Below are 16687 nucleotides of genomic sequence, written 5' to 3' on the forward strand. Positions count from 1 at the left end.
TCAGTCCCCACTCAGATCCGGTGCTTTTCGGAAACGGCTTCGAGCTCGCCTTCACGCGAGGATGTCAGCACGGCTTCGGAATAGGTCGTATCGACCTTGAACCAGTCGTAGAGCATCCACGCCGCAAGCACGACCGAGATGCCCCAGCAAAGGTAAGACAGTCCCATCCACATGATGTTTTCCCCGGACTCTTTGTCGTCGAAAGTCTCTTTGTCGTCGAAATCTATTTGTCGTCGAACTTCTCGTTGATGACCTCGCGATATTCCTTGTCGGAGGCCCGGAACAGGAAGACGAAATAGGCGATCAGCACGATCGCCATGATGATCAGCGTCGGCCAGTCGATGATGTAGTGGAAGCGGTTCTGGATGATGTCGTGCGCCGTCTCCGGCGTGTAGCCGAGCTTCTCCCAGATCGAGGCCATGGTGGGGTTCTGTCCGAGCGCGTCCCAGGTCTTGGCGTCGAGCGGGTCGATCGACTTCGCCGCTCCGGCAAAGCCGAGCTTCAGCGGCAGCCAGAGCGCCACGAAGATGGCGACAACCACGACCGCGATGTCGAAGACCTGTCCGGCCTTGCTCTGCTCCGGCGGGGTATAGCGGGCCATGGTTTCTCCCTTCAGGATTGGCGGTTGCGGGCCGCGTCGGCGTTCTTGATGTCGAGCCCGTAGATGAAGTCCTTGTCTTCCTTGTAGTGGTTGAGCATGGCGAGGATCGCGGCGGTGTTGAAGATCAGCACCGCGGCGGCTGCAACCGCCACCACGAGCTTGATGCCGCCGTGCGGGATGTATGGCCATGTCATCAGGAGGACGAAGAGGATCGTCGCCCACAGGCACACGATCAGGAGCACGGATCCACGCACGTCGGAACGGTACAGCGCTTCGATGCGCTGCTGCAGGTCGGACATCGGTTTTCCCCTTCTGGCGACGTCCGGTCCCGAAATCGACCGGGCGGCCACTCTTTCAACAGAGTGAAATTTTTTTCATAAGTTCCGCTCGATTCCCGGAATTGTCAAGCCGGATTTACGCGTCGTAAACCGCTTGTTTCAGGTCAAGAAATTTGCCTGACAATGAAATTATTTGCTTCAAGGGGATTGCAGGGCCTCACGGTTTGCGGTCAATATTCATCCAAGCTCCGCCACCAAGCAGGAGCAGGGAACAGCAACCGCTTAAAGCGACCTAGATTGCACGGAGGACGATCGGATGACGGCATCCTGGAGATTCTCGACCCTGGCGGACCGCCATCGCGCGCTCGGCTCGAAGCTCGAGGACTGGAGCGGCATGGGCACCGCCTGGACCTACGACAAGGACGCCGACGCGGAATATGTCGCCATCCGCACCAAGGCCGGGCTGATGGACGTCTCCGGCCTGAAGAAGGTCCACATCACCGGGCCGCACGCCTCGCATCTCATCGACCTCGCCACGACGCGCGATGTCGAAAAGATCTATCCGGGCAAGTCGGCCTATGCCTGCATGCTGAACGAGGCGGGCAAGTTCACGGACGACTGCATCCTCTATCGCATCAGCCCGAATTCATGGATGGTCGTGCACGGCTCCGGCACCGGCCATGAGGAACTGCAGCGGGCGGCGATGGGCCGCGATGTCTCGCTACGTTTCGACGACAATCTGCATGACTTGTCGCTGCAGGGTCCGACGGCGGTTGACTATCTGGCCAAGCATGTGCCGGGCATCCGCGACCTCAATTACTTCCATCACATGCACACGCAGCTGTTCGGCTTTCCGGTGATGATCTCGCGCACCGGCTATACCGGCGAGCGCGGCTACGAGATCTTCTGCCGCGGCCAGGATGCCGGCACGATCTGGGACAGGATCCTCGAGGAGGGCAAGAGCGCCGGCATCATTCCGTGCCGCTTTACCACGCTCGACATGCTGCGCGTCGAGAGCTACCTGCTCTTCTATCCCTACGACAATTCGCAGAAATATCCGTTCGAGAACGAAGGCCCCGGCGACACGCTGTGGGAGCTTGGCCTCGACTTCACCGTCAGCCCCGGCAAGACCGGCTTCCGCGGTGCTGAAGAACACTACAGGCTGAAAGGCAAGGAGCGCTTCAAGATCTACGGCGTGCTGCTCGACGGCAAGGAGCCGGCGGACGAAGGCGCCCCGGTCTACCGAGACGGCAAAAGGGTCGGTGTGGTGACCTGCGCCATGTATTCGCCGCTGGTCGAGAAATCGATGGGCATCGCCCGACTCGACGTCGACTGCGCGGTCAAGGACACCAAGCTCGAGATCCGCAACAAGAGCGGGTCGATCAAGGCGACGGCGCAGCCCTTGCCGTTCGACGATCCGAAAAAGACCAAGCGCACAGCGAAAGGCTGAGGCATCATCATCAACCGGGAGGGGTTTTGAGGTACCAGAGCATGATCCCGAAAAGTGGGAACCGGTTTTCGGAAAAGATCATGCTCCAACAAAGGGGTTAGAGCAGGGTGCCGATTCTACGAAACGGCATCCTGATCTAAGAAAGAATGGCAGCCAAGACGATCATCAGCCGGCCCATTTACGGAACGCTCTCTCCGCAGCCCGGCAAGCATCATCTCTTCATCGCCGATGCGGAAGGCGCGCTGGCGATCACCGACATGGCCGGCAAGGCGCCGCCCGGCTTTTTCGACGGCGCGGAAATCGTCTTCATTCCGGGACCTGAGGGCAAGCACATCGCTGCCCTCGAAACGCTGAAGCCGGCGCAGCTCCACATCGCGCCGTCCTTTGCAAGCCTGCTGCCGCGGCTGAGGCAAACGCTGACCAATGCGCATATGGGGCTGCGCCTCTATCTTGCCGGCACCGAGGGCCTGATCGGCCAGGCCATGCAGGCGGCGCTTGAAGCCGGCATCGACCACACGTCCATGCAGACCGAGCATCGTGGCTCGCTGGCGCGCCGCATGCAATGCGTGCACTGCAAGGGCATCACCGAGAATGTGACGACGCAGCCGGCCACTTGTTCGCATTGCGGCCTGCTGCTTTTGGTGCGCGATCACTATTCGCGGCGCCTCGCCGCCTTCCAGGGCGTATGCATCAACGCCGAGGATCGCTCCGACATTCCTCCGATGGAGGAGGCCTTCCCATGAGCACCGGCACCACCAAGCTCGACGTCGTCGTCAGCGACGTCGTTCCGGTCAACGATCTCGTTACCCGCTTCCATTTCCGTCGCCGCGACGGCGAGCTGCTGCCGACCTTTTCCGGCGGCGCCCATGTCGTGGTAGAGATGCGCGACGGCGACCGCACTAGGCTCAATCCCTATTCGCTGATGGGCTCGCCGCTCGACACGCGCGAGTACACGATCTCGGTGCGACGCGACGATGTCGGCCGCGGCGGCTCGCTCTTCATGCACCGGCAAGTCAAGCCCGGCCTGGAGATGGTGATCAGCAATCCGGTCAACCTGTTCTCGCTCGATCTGAGAGCCAAAAAACACCTGATGCTGGCCGGCGGCATCGGCATCACGCCCTTCATGGCGCAGACGTCGCAGCTGGCGGGATCCGGTGGCAATTTCGAATTGCACTACACCTGCCGCACCGCTTCGCTGGGCACCTATGCCGATGTGCTCAGAGAGCGCTATGGCAACCGGGTCAGGCTCTATCACGACGACCGCGAGGAGCGCATCGATCTCGACCGGCTCCTGTCCTCGCAGCCGCTCGGCACGCATCTCTATGTCTGCGGCCCGGCCGGCATGATCAACTGGGTGCGCGACCGCGCCGCCGCGCTCGGCTGGCCGTCGGAGACGGTGCATTTCGAGCATTTCGCGGCCCCGCAACCCGGCGCGCCCTTCGATGTCGAGTTGGCCGTCAGCGGCAAGACGATCCGTGTCGGCGAGCAGCAGAGCCTGCTCGAAGCTATCGAAGCCGCCGGCGTCGACCCGCCCTATCTGTGCCGCGGCGGCGTCTGCGGCCAGTGCGAGACCAATGTGATCTCCTTCGACGGCAAGTTTATCCACAACGATCACTGGCTGAGCGAGGAAGACCACCGTTCCGGCTGCAAGATCATGCCTTGCGTCTCGCGCTTCGAGGGCAAGTCGCTGGTCCTGGAAAGATAGGAGGCGTCAATGGGCATCACCTTTCGCAAGGAAACATTTCGCGACGATTTCAGCTTCAGGAACAGTCCGGAGCACATCAGGCGCTTTCCCTTCCCGTTCAACGAAGACGCCTACATGTATGCGGTCAACATCGAGCCGCATGTCGTCGGGCCGAAAGGCAGCGTGCTGGAAAACCTGATCGACGTCGACGAGCACTATGTCGCCGAGATGCAGGACCGCGCGCTGGTGCTGGCCGAGGATCCGCTGCGCTGCCAGTCGCTGCCCCATATGACGCTCGCAGGCTGGGACCTGCTCGAGCTTTTGATGGAGCAGCAGGCGCTCGGCTATCCCGAACATTTCACGCTGGAGCGAAACGGCGACCGCTGGCGCTGGATCAACCGTCCGCTCGGCATCGACGACACCTTCACCTTCGGCGACACCTCGACGCTGCCCTATGGGCCGATGGAATACATCACCCGCCAGAGCCAGGGCGATTTTTGCATCCTCGACCAGCGCGACGGCAATCTGTGGATGGATGCCGGCATGGTCACCACCCAGGCCGACTGGTCGCTCGATTTCGACATCGGCATGAACTTCTTCGAATGGCACGCGCCGGTGCCGTTGGCGCATGAGAAAGGCATCTTCACCCGCGCGCTGAAATTCCTCACCAACATCCAGCAGGGCAAGCCGGCACGGCGCCTGAACTGGACGATGACCATCAATCCGCGCCTCGACACCAGTCCCGAGAATTATCACAAATGGGGCCCGGACCGCGCCACCGTCACGCCGGAGAATGTCGGCGACAAGGTGCATCTGCGCGTCGAATTGCAAAGCTTCTGGCGGCTGCCGCGCTCCAACGGCATCGTCTTCCCGATCCGCTGCTACCTGATCAAGATGGACGAGCTGGTCACGCAGCCGAAATGGGCGCGCCGCCTGCATCGCGTCATCCGCGACCTGCCGGAAGAACTGGCCACTTACAAAGGCCTGACCCGCTACCGCCCGACGCTGGTCGAATGGCTGTCGAAGCTGGACGACGGCAGCCCGACGAGCCCGGGTTTTGGGCCGGATTAAAAGCTTGGGTTCCTCGCCCCCGCAAAGCGGGGGAGAGGTGTCCGCGAAGCGGACGGAGAGGGGGCCTTCGTAGGGCGCTCCCCTATCCGTCTCGGCTTCGCCGAGCCACCTCTTCCCACTGCGCGTGGGGCGAGGAACCAAGCGGCTCACCCGGCGCTGTTCTGCGGATAGCAGATGATCGACAGATAGCGCATCGGCAGTTGCGTCAGCTCTTCCGGGCCGTGCGGCGCATCCGCGTCGAAGAACAGGCTGTCGCCCGGCTTCATCGGATAGAGGTTGTTGCCGTGCCGGTAAACGACCTCGCCTTCGAGCATGTAGAGGAACTCCATGCCCGCATGCTGGAAGGTCGGGAACACGTCCGAATTCTCGGTCAGCGTGATGAGATAGGGCTCGACGACGACGCCGCTGGTGTTGGCGCCGATATGTCCGAGCAGATTGTACTGGTGGCCGGCGCGCGTGCCGCGCCGCTCGACATCGACGCCTTCGCCCGCCTTGACGAAGACGGCGCTGTGTTCTTCCTCGAAACGCCGGAAGAAGGCGGTCACCGGAACGCCCAGCGCCCGGGACAGCGCCTGCAATGTCGTCAGCGATGGCGAAGTGATGCCGTTCTCGATCTTCGACAGCATGCCAAGCGAAATGTCGGTGGCGGTAGCGAGATCGGCGACGGTGATGCCGAGCTTCTTGCGGAAGGCACGCACCTCATGGCCGATCGCCACTTCCAGCACCTTTTCGCGCGTGTCGCGGATGGCGTGCGGGTTCTGCGTCAGCGGCGTGCGGATGGTGCGCCCGTCCGCCGAAACGCGCTTCGGCGGCGTCTTGCCTTTCGCTGCCGCATCGGTGGACCTGGTGCCGGAATTCCTGTTCGCCATGTCGCCTCCGACTCTCGCGGATTTATTTCACTCAAGGTGAACATATTCGGTGGCGATGCAAGAGCGCAACCACGACGGCAAGCCACTGTATGTCGCAGGGATCGCCGGCTTGAATGCGAGCGCCACGGCTTTTGCGCACAAAAACCGTTTCACGCAAAGCGCGTTGCCGCAGATGTTTGTTGACAGCACCGAAGACCCAATTACTGTCACTGTCAGTGAAATTTGTTTCGCTGGGGAAATCAAAAAAGGAGGCCCGCAATGAAATCTCGTGTTGCCGTCATCGGCGCCGGACCGTCCGGTCTGGCGCAGCTAAGGGCCTTCAAGTCGGCCGCCGACAAGGGCGCCGAGATCCCGGAAATCGTCTGCTTCGAGAAGCAGTCCGACTGGGGTGGCCTGTGGAACTACACCTGGCGCACCGGCCTCGACGAGCATGGCGATCCGGTGCACGGCTCGATGTACCGCTATCTCTGGTCGAACGGCCCGAAGGAATGCCTCGAATTTGCCGACTACACCTTCGAGGAGCATTTCGGCCGGCCGATCGCCTCATATCCGCCGCGCGCCGTTTTGTGGGACTACATCAAGGGCCGCGTCGAGAAGTCGGGCCTACGCGACTGGGTGCGTTTCAACAGCCCGGTGCGCATGGTGACCTATTCCGACGAGACCAAGAAATTCACCGTCACCGCGCATGATCGCAGCAAGGACGTCACCTACTCGGAAGAGTTCGACAATGTCGTTGTCGCGTCCGGCCATTTCTCGGTGCCGAACGTGCCCTTCTTCGAGGGCTTCCCCACCTTCAATGGCCGCATCCTGCACAGCCACGATTTCCGCGACGCGATGGAATTCAAGGGCAAGGACATCCTCATCATCGGCCGTTCCTACTCGGCCGAGGACATCGGTTCGCAATGCTACAAATACGGCGCCAAATCGATCACTTCCAGCTACCGCTCCAAGCCGATGGGCTTCAAATGGCCGGAGAACTGGAAGGAAGTACCGCTGCTGCAGAAGGTCGTCGGCAAGACGGCGCATTTCAAGGATGGCACCACCAAGGACGTCGACGCCATCATCCTGTGCACCGGCTACCTGCATTCCTTCCCCTTCCTCACCGACGACCTCAAGCTCAAGACCGCCAACCGCATGTGGCCGCTCGATCTCTATGAGGGTGTCGTCTGGGAGAAAAACCCGAAGCTTTTCTACATCGGCATGCAGGACCAGTTCTACACCTTCAACATGTTCGACGCGCAAGCCTGGTACGCGCGCGACGTCATCATGGGCCGCATCAAGCTGCCGTCGGCCGAGGCGATGGCCGAGCACGGCGCCAAGTGGCGCGCTCGCGAGGAGACGCTGGAGGACGCCGAGCAGATGATCTGGTTCCAGGGCGACTACACCAAGGAATTGATGGACCAGACCGACTATCCGGGCTTCGACGTCGAGGCGGTCAACCACACCTTCATGGAGTGGGAGCACCACAAGATGGAAAACATCATGACCTTCCGCGACAACGCCTACCGCTCGCTGATGACCGGCACCATGGCGCCGGTGCATCATACGCCCTGGCTGCAGGCGCTGGACGATTCGATGGAGAGCTACCTCGAGGTGAAAGGCGTCGCGGCCGAGTAGCGCGCGCGCCTCCGTTCAGGTTCGTTAAATCAGCAACGTGGGGTGTCTTGCGGGACACCCCATCGGTCTACCAGCAGACGTAGCCGCCATCGACGATCAGGTCGAGGCCGGTCACGAAGCTGGACGCGCGGCTGGCCAGGAACACGGTCGGCCCGACCATTTCCTCCGGCGCCGCCATGCGCCCCATCGGTGTGTCGCGCTTGAAGATCTTTATCTCCTCCGCCACTTCCGGACGCTTGTTCATCGGCGTCAGCGTGTAGCCCGGACTGACGACATTGACGCGCAGGCCGCGATCGGCCCACTCCATGGCCAGGCTCTTCGACATGTGGATGACGGCGGCCTTGGAGGAGTTGTAGTGCGCCTGCGTCAGCCCCCGGTTGACGATGGTGCCCGACATCGAGGCGATGTTGATGATCGAGCCTGTGCGCCGGGGCAGCATGACGCGCGCCTCGGCCTGGCACGACAGGAAAACTCCGGCGACATTGACCTCGTGCACCTTGCGCCATTTTTCCAGCGACATGGTCTCGGCCGCTTCCGATCCAGCAATGCCGGCATTGTTGACGGCAACGGTCAGCGCGCCGAGTTCGGCCTCGACGCGGGCGATCGCCGTCGCCAGGTCGGTTTCGGACGTCACGCTGCCCGTCAGCACCAGTGCTTTGCGGCCGTGCGCCTTGATTCTCGCAGCCGTTTCCTCAAGCCCGCCGTTCGAGGCATGACCGAAGCAGGCGACATCGGCGCCGGCCTCCGCAAGCCCGATGGCTATCGCCTGACCAATCCCGCTGCCGGCGCCCGTCACCAGCGCCACGCCGCCGTCCAGTTTGAAAAGATCCATCGCACCCTCCCTATGCGCCGAGGGTATGCGCAGTCGCGCCCTGCGATCAACCTCTTCAGAAATCGCAGGCCTTCGGGCGACTGTCGGCGGACCAGTCCTTCAACAGTACCAGCCTGAACTTGCCCTTGATCGGCTTGCCCTCTTCCAGATCCGTGGAGGCGGTGGCCTTGCCGGTGAGATAGTTGATGTCGCAATCGCCAAGCGTCGTCTCGACGCCGCTCGACGTCTGCTGGTTCCAGTCCCAGTTGCGGCTGTAGCCGCCGACCAGGAATTTTCCCCGGCGATAGACGATCGTCAGCGTCTCTTCCGTCGACTTGATGGCGCCGCAGCCGGAGCAGGAGGTGATCGCCAGCGATCCCTTGCCCTTGGCTTCAAGGTCGACGACCTGGTCTTCCGTCAGCCTTTTCTTGACAAAATCCGGTTGGCGTGGGGGATCGGGCTTTTCCACGTCGAGATAGATGTAGAGATCGGCGGGGCCGCCGGCCTCCTGCAGGATGATCGCCCGGTCGGTCTTGCCGTCCTGATCGATGTCGAGCTTCAGCTCGAAGGCGGGAGCATTCTGGGCAATCGCCGGCATCGGCGTCGCCGGCAAGGCGACGAACCAGGGCCAAACCGCATGATGGAATGCTTTCCTCATAAGCAGGTATCCGCCGCGTGGCGCAACGTAGCACCGCCACGGACGGACGCAAACGCGAAACTCAAGCCGAGCCGGGTCTTGGCCAGTCGAGCATGAAGGCTCAGAAATAGCCGTCCGACGCCGCGGTCGCTTCCTTGGGGATCTCGACCCCGTCGACCAGGATCTTGTCGACGAGCTCGTGATGGAAGCACACCAGGCCCTTGATGCGCTCGGCCTCGTGCACCGGCTCGGGATAGTACCAGACGAGGTTCTCGTGCCGCTTCTTAGGCGTCGTCACATGGTAGTAGTTGGAGATGCCCTTGTAAGGGCAGCGCGAGATGTAGCGGCTGGGCGAAAACATATCGAGGCGCGAGTCCGAGATCGGCAGATAGTGGCGCACCGGATGTCCGGTCTCGAACAGGAACACGCCGCGCCGTGAATCGGCGACCTGCTCGCCGTCGAGGATCACTTGCACGCGCCGCGACGAAGGCAGGCAGTCGACGCGGCGGAACGGGTCGCGGGCGTGGACGAAGATCTCCTCGTCCTCTTCAAACCAGTGTGTCATCTTCGGCCAGTAGAAGGAGATGTAGTCGCCGATCGGCGGACAGCCCTTGACCGGATCGAGGTAGCGCCAGGCGCCGTCCTCGACCAGCGTGATGCCGGTGTTCAGCGAGTAATGCGTGGCGACGCCCTTGAACGGGTCTTCCGTCGTCGTCCGGCTCGGCAGCAGGAACTCCTCGCGCACGTCGCTCATCGGGAAGTAATAGACCGGCAGGTGGTCGCTCTCCTGGAACACCAGCGCCTTGGTGGTGTCGGCGACGATCATCGGCCCGACCTGCACCCTGATCCGCTTGGGCGAGGGCATGGTGAAGGCGACATAGCCCGGCTCGAATTCATACTGCACGATGGTGTCGAGCACCGGGAAATGCGGCCCGCGGCCGCGCAGATGGGGCTTGCGAATGGTACTTGTCCTTTTCTCGTCGTTTGCGGCCAGGGCCTTGCGCGCGCTCATGATCAACTCACCGATACCCGATCGAGCAGCAGGCCGGCGGCGATCGGCGGCACGCCGCTGACATTCTTGCGCACCGGCACCAGGAGGTCCGGGAAATAGCTGAAGATCACCGGCGTCTCGTCGAGCAGCAGCTTCTGGATGTCGGAAGCGGCCTTGCGCTGGGAGTCGAGGTCGAGCGCCCTGAGATAGCCGGTGACCATCCCGTCATAGGTCGTGTTCTTGAAATGCGCCGCATTCCACGGACCGTCGCTGACCAGCGGGCTTTTCAGGAACACGTTCGGCACGCTGCGGTGCGCGTAATCGGTGATGCCAAGCGGGCTGTCCAGCCAGTCCGACTGGCCGAACACCGCCTTGCCGTAATATTTGTCCTGGTCCTCGATGTTGAGCGAGATGCGCGCGCCGATCTCCTTGGCGAAGTTCTGGAAGAGCTGCGCATAGCCGGGGATGTCGGAATAGCGCAGCGTCGTCAGCGTCATGTCGAAACCGTTGGCCAGGCCCGCCGCCTCCATTAGCTGCTTGGCTTTGGCGATGTCCCTGGTGCGCTGCGCCACCGTCTTGTCGGTGACCGGGAAGGCCGGCGCGAACGGGCTGTCATTGCCGGTCGCGGCCATGCCGCGGCAGAGACCGTCGACCAGTTGGGAACGGTCGATGCACAAGGCCAGCGCCTGGCGCACGCGCTTGTCGGTGAAGGGCGCCATGTCGCAGCGCATGTGGAGCTGGCGATGCGCGGTCGAGGCGACGCGCAGCACGGTGATATCAGGATTGCCCAGCACCACCTGGCTGACGTCGAGCGGGATGGCGTCGAGCACGTCGACCTCGCCCGCCTGCAGCGCGAGAATCCGCGGCTGCACGTCGCCGTAGAATTTGAACTCGAGCCGGTCGGGCAGGGCCTTCTCGCCCCAATAGTCGGGATTGCGCACGAAGCTCGCGCCGACCTTCGGCGTGTAGCTTTCGAGCCGGAACGGACCGGTGCCCTCAAAGGTCTTCTCGTAGTCGCCCTTGTAGCTCGCCGGCAGGATGACGGCGTTGTAATTGTCGATCGACACCGAATAGGGGAAGGAGCCGTTCGGCGCGTCGAGGTGGAATTCGACGGTGTGGTCGTCGACCTTGCGCGTGCCGCCCTTCGACAACAGGCCCTTGAACACCGAGAGCGCATTAGATGTGCCGCTCGGATCGGCAAGGCGATCGAAGGTTGCCACCACGTCGTCGGCTTTAAAAGCCTCGCCATTGTGGAATTTCACGCCCTTGCGCAGCTTGAAGGTCCAGACGCTGCCGTCGGCATTGGGCGACCAGCTTTCGGCAAGCACGGGCTTCAATGTCAGGTCCGGCTGCGTCACGCACAGGAACTCGGCCGTCTGGAAGACGAGCTGGTAGCTGCCGCTGTCATAGAAGGTGACGGGATCGATGGCGCCGCCGGGCACGGCGATACCGGCGCGCACGGTGCCGCCGGGCTTGCCTTCGGCGCGCGCTTGCGAAGCGCCGAGCCCGACCGCCGAAGCGATGCCGCCGAGAAAGGGCAGCGACAGGCCGAGCACGCTGCCATGGCGCAGGAATTCGCGCCGGCCGATCCTGCCGGCGAGCAATTCGTCGATAGCGGAATTTTCGATTGCGCTGAGGGTTTTGCGGGCGGCGTCGATCGTCCTGAAATGCTTCGGCATGGCGGCATTCCTTGTTTTGTCGCGGGGGCCTTGGCATTTAGGCCATTGTTGACCTCGACCGAAAAGCGATATTTTTTGATTGGAGCCATCGGAAATTTCGATGACGAGCCACTGAAAGGCGAAAGCCATGGACACCGAGAATCTGCGCAGTTTCCTGGAGGTCGCGGCGCATGGCAGCTTCACCGTTGCCGCGCACCGACTGAACCTTGCCCAGTCGACCGTCAGCGCGCGCATTCGCGGCCTGGAGGAACAGCTGGGCCGCAAGCTGTTCGTGCGCGACAGCGACGGCGTCACGCTGACGCCGGCCGGCCGGCAGTTCCTGCCCCACGCCTCGACGATCACGCGTACCTGGGAGCAATCGCGCCAGGACATCGCCGTTCCCGATGGCTACGAGACGCTGCTGAGGCTCACCGCGCCCGCCTATCTTTGGGACAGCATCACTTCGCCCTGGATCGACTGGATGCGGGCGAAGCGGCCGAATGTGGCGCTGCGTCTGGAAGGCAGCTTCCCGGACCTGGCGATCGACCAGATGGCAGAAGGCCTGCTCGATATCTGCATCCTCTATCTGCCCAAGCCGCATCCCGGCGTCGTCTATGAGAGTTTGGCTGTCGATCAGATCGTGCTCGTCCAGCACACGGCGCAAGCCGGGCCGTGGATGGACAATTACATCCTGATGGACTGGGGGCTGGAGTTCCGCGTCGAGCACGACCGTGCCTTTGCCGGCATGGTGAAGCCGGCGATCTCGGCCGGGCTGGTGTTCATCGGCCTGCAGCACGTCCTGTCGCAGAAGGCGGCTGCTTACCTACCGCTGAGTGCGGTAAGCAGCCATATCGAGCGTGGCGAGTTGCGGCGCGTCGAGGATACGCCGGTGTTCCAGCGCCCGATCTACCTTGCCTATCCCGAGAACCCTGCCTCTTCCGACGCGCTAGACGTTGCGCTGACCGGCCTGCGTACGCTCGCCAGGAACCTGTCCGGCGATCAGGCCTTCGCGGAAAGCGACCGCGCCTTCAGCATGGCAAGCGTGTCTCCCGAAAGTGGGAACCGGTTTCGGGACAAAGACATGCCTAAAGTCAAAACCTAAAGCGCATGGAGCGATCTGAAAGATCGCGACGCGCTTTAGGCGCGGCGGCATTTTGATCACGCCGGCTCCACGATCTTCGGCTTCTGCAGCCTTGCCAGTTCGGCGTAGGGGATGTGGCAGCGGATCGTGTGCCCCGGCTGGGCCTCGGTGAGCTCGGGCTCTTGCGTCTCGCAGATGGCGCCGATCTTGCGTGGGCAGCGTGTGTGGAAGACGCAGCCCGTCGGCGGATTGGCCGCGCTCGGGATTTCGCCGTCGAGACGGATGCGCGAGCTCTCGGTGCGGTCGAGTTTCGGCACGGCTGACAGCAGCGCTTCGGTGTAGGGATGATGCGGGCCGGAAAACACCGCTTCCGACGGTCCGAACTCCATGATGCGGCCGAGATAGAGCACGGCGATCTTGTCGGAGAGATAGCGCACCACGCCAAGGTCGTGCGAGATGAAGATGTAGCTGACATCCTGCCTCGACTGCAGGTCGGCCAGAAGGTTGAGGATCGCCGCCTGCACCGAGACGTCGAGCGCCGAGGTCGGCTCGTCGCAGACCACGATGCGCGGATCGCCGGCGAAGGCGCGCGCGATCGCCACGCGCTGCTTCAGGCCGCCCGAAAGCTGCCGCGGCTTGACCGCGAGATGCCGGTCGGTAAGCCGCACCGAACGGACGAGCTCTTCGAGCCTTGTGTCCAGCGTCTTGCCGCTCAGCCCGCCCAGCCGCTTCAGGGCGCGGCTGAGGATATGGCGGATCGAATGCGAACGGTTGAGCGCCGAATCCGGATTCTGGAAGACGATCTGCACCGCCTTGACCTGGTCTTCCGAGCGGCTGGCGAGCCGCGGCGCCAACTGCTTGCCTTCGAGCTCTATCGAGCCGCCATCGTCCGGCGCGACAAGGCCGAGCAGGAGCCTGGCAAAGGTGGTCTTGCCGCTGCCGGATTCGCCGACCAGGCCGAGCGTCTCGCCGGGCCTCAGGCTGACCGAGACGTCCTTCACCGCCCGCAGCGGACGGCCGTGGCTGGCATAGGTCTTGTTAAGTCCCTCGACCTGCAGCACCGGTGGCGCCTGCTTGGGTGCTGTGGCAGCGATCTCGGCGGGCGTGGCGCGCGGCAGCGACTGCGCCTTGTCGTGATAATGGCAGCGCGACAGCCGACCGTCGCCGAGTTCGTAGAGCGGCGGCGGCTCGGCGCGGCAGCGCTCGGTCGCCAGCGCGCAGCGGTCGGCGAAGGCGCAGCCGACGATGTTGGCGCCGATGCCCGGCAGGAAGCCCGGGATGGTGTCGAGCCGGCCCTGGTCCTTGCGCTGGCCGCCGCGCGGCAGGCAGCGCAGCAGCGCCACCGTGTAAGGATGGCGCGGATCGTTGAAGACGTCCTTCGTCGAGCCTTCCTCGACCAGCATGCCGGCATAGAGCACGCCGACGCGGTCGCACATGTTGGAGACGACGGCGAGATTGTGGCTGATGAACAGGATCGAGGCCGACAGCTCGCGCCGCAACTGGCCGATCAGGTCGAGCACTTCGGCTTCGACCGTGGCGTCGAGGCCTGTGGTCGGCTCGTCGAGGATCAGCATCGAGGGGTCGTTGGCCAGGGCCATGGCGATCGCCACGCGCTGCTGCATGCCGCCGGAAAGCTGGTGCGGATAACGCTGCATGACGCTCGCCGGATCGGAGATCCGCACGCGGTTCAGCATGGCGACTGCCTTGTCTTCAGCCGCCTGTCCGGTGACGCCGGCAAGCTCGAAGATTTCGGTCAGCTGCCGGCCGATGCGCAGCGACGGGTTGAGCGCCTTGCCGGGGTCCTGGTAGACCATCGACACGCTGTCGGCGCGAGCGCGCCTGAGCGCTTCGGCGTCGAGCTTCATCACATCCTTGCCGTCGAGCGCAATCGAGCCGCCGGTGATGGAGCCGTTGCGCGGCAGGTAGCGCACCACCGAAAGCGCCACGGTGGATTTGCCGCAGCCGGATTCGCCGACCAGCCCATAGGCCTCGCCGGCCTTGATGGTCAGGTTGACGTTGCGCAGCACCGCGCGGTTGCGGCGGCCGACGCGATAGGCGACCGAGAGGTCTTTCAGTTCAAGTGCGTTCTTGTCAGTCATTGAACGCTCCATGCACGCCGTCGGCCACCAGATTGACGCCGATCACCAGCGAGGCGATGGCCAGGGCGTCGAACAGCACTGTCCACCAGAAGCCGCCGCCGATCATGCCGTAATTGGAGGAGATCGACAGGCCCCAGTCGGGCGAGGGCGGCTGGATGCCGAAGCCCATGAAGGAGAGCGTGGCGACCGCGAAGATGGCGTAGCCCAGCCGCACCGTCGTCTCGACCAGGATCGGCGGGATGACGTTGGGCAGGATCTCGACGAACATCGTGTGCAGCGCGCCTTCGTGGCGCAGCTTTGCCGCGGCCACATAGTCGAGCTCGCGTTCGGCCAGCACCGCCGAGCGCACCGTGCGCGCGATGATCGGCGCGAAGCTAAGCCCGATGACGACGATGACGGTGATCTTGGATGTGCCGAGCGCGACGATGGCGAGCAGCGCGATGATCACCACCGGGATCGCCATGAAGGCTTCCAGCACGCGGCTGACGATGTCGTCGACGATGCCGCGGAAATAGCCGATGACGAGGCCGAGCGCGGTGCCGGCGATGGTCGCCAGGATGGTCGCCAGCGGCGCCACCGTCAGGATGTCGCGCGAGCCGACGATGACGCGCGAGAACACGTCGCGGCCGAGCTGGTCGGTGCCGAACCAGTGATCGGCTGCCGGCGGCGTCAGCGCGTCGATGATGTCGCTTGCCAGCGGATCGTAGGGGACGAAGTGCTGGCCGAACAGCGCGCAGACGACCCAGAACAAGAGGATGAAAAGCCCGGTGAGGAAGGTGCCGGACCTGGAGAGCGAATGCAGCACCTCACCCCAGGGGCTCCGCTGTGCGGTGTCAGGCGCCGGTGCGGGCGCCGGCAGGCTGGCGGGAGTGTCCGTCGCGCTCATTGCTCTGCTCCCAGCCGGATACGCGGATTGAGCACGGAATAGAGGAAGTCGGCGATCAGGGTCGCCACCGCATAGACGATGCCGATGGTGAGGATGCCGGCCTCGAGCATCGGAAAATCCTTGCCGCGCGCGGCAGTGAAGATCAGCGAGCCGATGCCCTGATAACGGAACAGCGTCTCGATGACGACCAGGCCGCCGATCAGATAGCCGGTCTGGGTGGCGATCACGGTGATGGTCGGCAACAGCGCATTGCGCAGCACATGGCGCCAGATCACCGTGCGCCAGGGCAAGCCTTTCAGCACGGCCGTGCGCGTATAGTCGGAATCCAGCGCCTCGATCATGCCGGAGCGTGCCATGCGCGCGATATAGCCGAACAGCACCAGAAACAGCGGCAGCGCGGGCAGGATGAGATAGTAGAGCTGGGTGAGGACACCGGCGCCCTTGGGCCAGGCGGCGGCGATCGGCAGCCAGCGCAGCCAGACCCCGAAGATCAGGATCAGGATGATGCCGGTGACGAACTCGGGCAGCACCGTGACCGACAGGCCGCCGAGGCTGATGATGCGATCGAGCGGCCGGTTGAAATTGAGCGCGGCGATGACCCCGCCCAGGATCCCGATCGGCACCACCAGCACGAAGGCGACCAGCGCCAGCTTCATCGAGTTGCCCAAGGCGTCGATGACGAAGGGCGCCACCGGCGCGCGGAAGACATAGGACGTGCCCATGTCGCCGTGGAGAAAATTCCAGATCCAGCTTCCGTACTGGACGAGCAGCGGCCGGTCGACGCCGAGCGAATGGTTCAGCGCATCCACCGCGCGCTGGTCGGCGAACGGCCCCAGGATGGCTCGCCCGACATTGCCGGGCAGCACCTGGCCGCCAAGGAAAACCATGACGCTGAGCAAAAACAGCGTGACGAGCGACAGTGCCAGGCGCCGGACGAGGAAGACGAGGATGGCG

Annotated in this window: 18 protein-coding genes; 7 read left to right on the forward strand and 11 right to left on the reverse strand. The window is 63.4% G+C overall.

Going from position 1 to position 16687, the window contains the following annotated elements:
• Positions 1–11: 11 nt before the first annotated feature.
• Genes RFM52_RS06270 through RFM52_RS06280 form a run of 3 tightly spaced genes read right to left on the reverse strand, consistent with a single transcriptional unit; the run spans position 12 to position 900 of the window.
• Positions 12–173: a hypothetical protein gene (locus tag RFM52_RS06270; protein ID WP_320294639.1), complete on the reverse strand. Its 162-nt coding sequence runs from the start codon at positions 171–173 to the stop codon at positions 12–14.
• Between the two features lie 50 nt (positions 174–223).
• A complete protein-coding gene (locus tag RFM52_RS06275; protein ID WP_320294640.1) occupies positions 224–601 on the reverse strand; it encodes a hypothetical protein in 378 nt (125 codons plus the stop codon).
• A gap of 11 nt (positions 602–612) precedes the next feature.
• Positions 613–900, reverse strand: coding sequence for a hypothetical protein (locus tag RFM52_RS06280; RefSeq protein WP_112095211.1), 288 nt, complete (start codon positions 898–900; stop codon positions 613–615).
• Positions 901–1195: 295 nt separating this feature from the next.
• On the opposite strand from RFM52_RS06280, the gene RFM52_RS06285 reads away from it, so the two are divergent.
• The 4 genes from RFM52_RS06285 (at position 1196) to RFM52_RS06300 (ending at position 5084) form a co-directional block, all read left to right on the forward strand.
• Positions 1196–2329, forward strand: coding sequence for an aminomethyl transferase family protein (locus RFM52_RS06285; RefSeq protein ID WP_320294641.1), 1134 nt, complete (start codon positions 1196–1198; stop codon positions 2327–2329).
• 146 nt (positions 2330–2475) lie between these two features.
• Complete coding sequence (locus RFM52_RS06290) at positions 2476–3072, forward strand: dimethylamine monooxygenase subunit DmmA family protein (RefSeq protein WP_320294642.1); 597 nt, start codon at positions 2476–2478, stop codon at positions 3070–3072.
• Positions 3069–4034 carry a PDR/VanB family oxidoreductase gene (locus tag RFM52_RS06295; protein ID WP_320294643.1) on the forward strand — a complete coding sequence of 322 codons (966 nt, stop codon included), beginning with the start codon at positions 3069–3071 and terminating at the stop codon, positions 4032–4034. Before RFM52_RS06290 ends, RFM52_RS06295 begins: the two co-directional genes overlap by 4 nt.
• A 9-nt stretch (positions 4035–4043) precedes the next feature.
• A complete protein-coding gene (locus RFM52_RS06300; RefSeq protein ID WP_320294644.1) occupies positions 4044–5084 on the forward strand; it encodes a heme-dependent oxidative N-demethylase family protein in 1041 nt (346 codons plus the stop codon).
• 146 nt (positions 5085–5230) lie between these two features.
• Here RFM52_RS06300 and RFM52_RS06305 read toward each other — a convergent pair whose 3' ends face one another.
• Entirely contained in the window at positions 5231–5953 is a 723-nt protein-coding gene (locus tag RFM52_RS06305) for a helix-turn-helix domain-containing protein (RefSeq protein WP_320294645.1), read from the reverse strand.
• Positions 5954–6002: 49 nt separating this feature from the next.
• On the opposite strand from RFM52_RS06305, the gene RFM52_RS06310 reads away from it, so the two are divergent.
• Both RFM52_RS06310 and RFM52_RS06315 read left to right on the forward strand, forming a co-directional pair.
• Positions 6003–6215: a hypothetical protein gene (locus RFM52_RS06310; RefSeq protein WP_320294646.1), complete on the forward strand. Its 213-nt coding sequence runs from the start codon at positions 6003–6005 to the stop codon at positions 6213–6215.
• On the forward strand, positions 6212–7570 hold the full coding sequence (locus tag RFM52_RS06315; protein ID WP_320294647.1) for a trimethylamine monooxygenase: 1359 nt from the start codon (positions 6212–6214) through the stop codon (positions 7568–7570). Before RFM52_RS06310 ends, RFM52_RS06315 begins: the two co-directional genes overlap by 4 nt.
• A gap of 67 nt (positions 7571–7637) precedes the next feature.
• On the opposite strand, the gene RFM52_RS06320 is transcribed toward RFM52_RS06315, so the two are convergent.
• The 4 genes from RFM52_RS06320 to RFM52_RS06335 all read right to left on the reverse strand — a co-directional run bounded on the left by RFM52_RS06320 (position 7638) and on the right by RFM52_RS06335 (position 11688).
• A complete protein-coding gene (locus RFM52_RS06320; RefSeq protein WP_320294648.1) occupies positions 7638–8402 on the reverse strand; it encodes an SDR family oxidoreductase in 765 nt (254 codons plus the stop codon).
• A gap of 55 nt (positions 8403–8457) precedes the next feature.
• Positions 8458–9039, reverse strand: coding sequence for a hypothetical protein (locus RFM52_RS06325; RefSeq protein WP_320294649.1), 582 nt, complete (start codon positions 9037–9039; stop codon positions 8458–8460).
• A 100-nt stretch (positions 9040–9139) separates the two neighbouring features.
• Positions 9140–10030, reverse strand: coding sequence for a DUF427 domain-containing protein (locus tag RFM52_RS06330; RefSeq protein WP_320294650.1), 891 nt, complete (start codon positions 10028–10030; stop codon positions 9140–9142).
• 2 nt (positions 10031–10032) lie between these two features.
• Positions 10033–11688, reverse strand: a complete 1656-nt coding sequence (locus RFM52_RS06335; RefSeq protein WP_320294651.1) for an ABC transporter substrate-binding protein — start codon at positions 11686–11688, stop codon at positions 10033–10035.
• A 127-nt stretch (positions 11689–11815) separates the two neighbouring features.
• Between RFM52_RS06335 and RFM52_RS06340 the strand changes: the two genes are divergently transcribed.
• Entirely contained in the window at positions 11816–12769 is a 954-nt protein-coding gene (locus RFM52_RS06340; protein WP_320294652.1) for a LysR family transcriptional regulator, read from the forward strand.
• A 56-nt stretch (positions 12770–12825) separates the two neighbouring features.
• Here the strand turns inward: RFM52_RS06340 and RFM52_RS06345 are convergent, their stop codons facing one another.
• The 3 genes from RFM52_RS06345 to RFM52_RS06355 are packed head-to-tail and all read right to left on the reverse strand — an operon-like array spanning position 12826 to position 16683.
• The gene (locus tag RFM52_RS06345) at positions 12826–14847 is read right to left on the reverse strand and encodes an ABC transporter ATP-binding protein (protein WP_320294653.1); all 2022 of its coding nucleotides are present in this window, start codon (positions 14845–14847) and stop codon (positions 12826–12828) included.
• Positions 14840–15733, reverse strand: coding sequence for an ABC transporter permease (locus RFM52_RS06350; RefSeq protein WP_320294654.1), 894 nt, complete (start codon positions 15731–15733; stop codon positions 14840–14842). Before RFM52_RS06350 ends, RFM52_RS06345 begins: the two co-directional genes overlap by 8 nt.
• Positions 15730–16683: an ABC transporter permease gene (locus RFM52_RS06355; RefSeq protein WP_320295025.1), complete on the reverse strand. Its 954-nt coding sequence runs from the start codon at positions 16681–16683 to the stop codon at positions 15730–15732. Before RFM52_RS06355 ends, RFM52_RS06350 begins: the two co-directional genes overlap by 4 nt.
• Between the last annotated feature and the right edge of the window lie 4 nt (positions 16684–16687).

This window comes from Mesorhizobium humile, from assembly GCF_033977215.1.
Classification (GTDB): Bacteria; Pseudomonadota; Alphaproteobacteria; order Rhizobiales; family Rhizobiaceae; genus Mesorhizobium; species Mesorhizobium humile.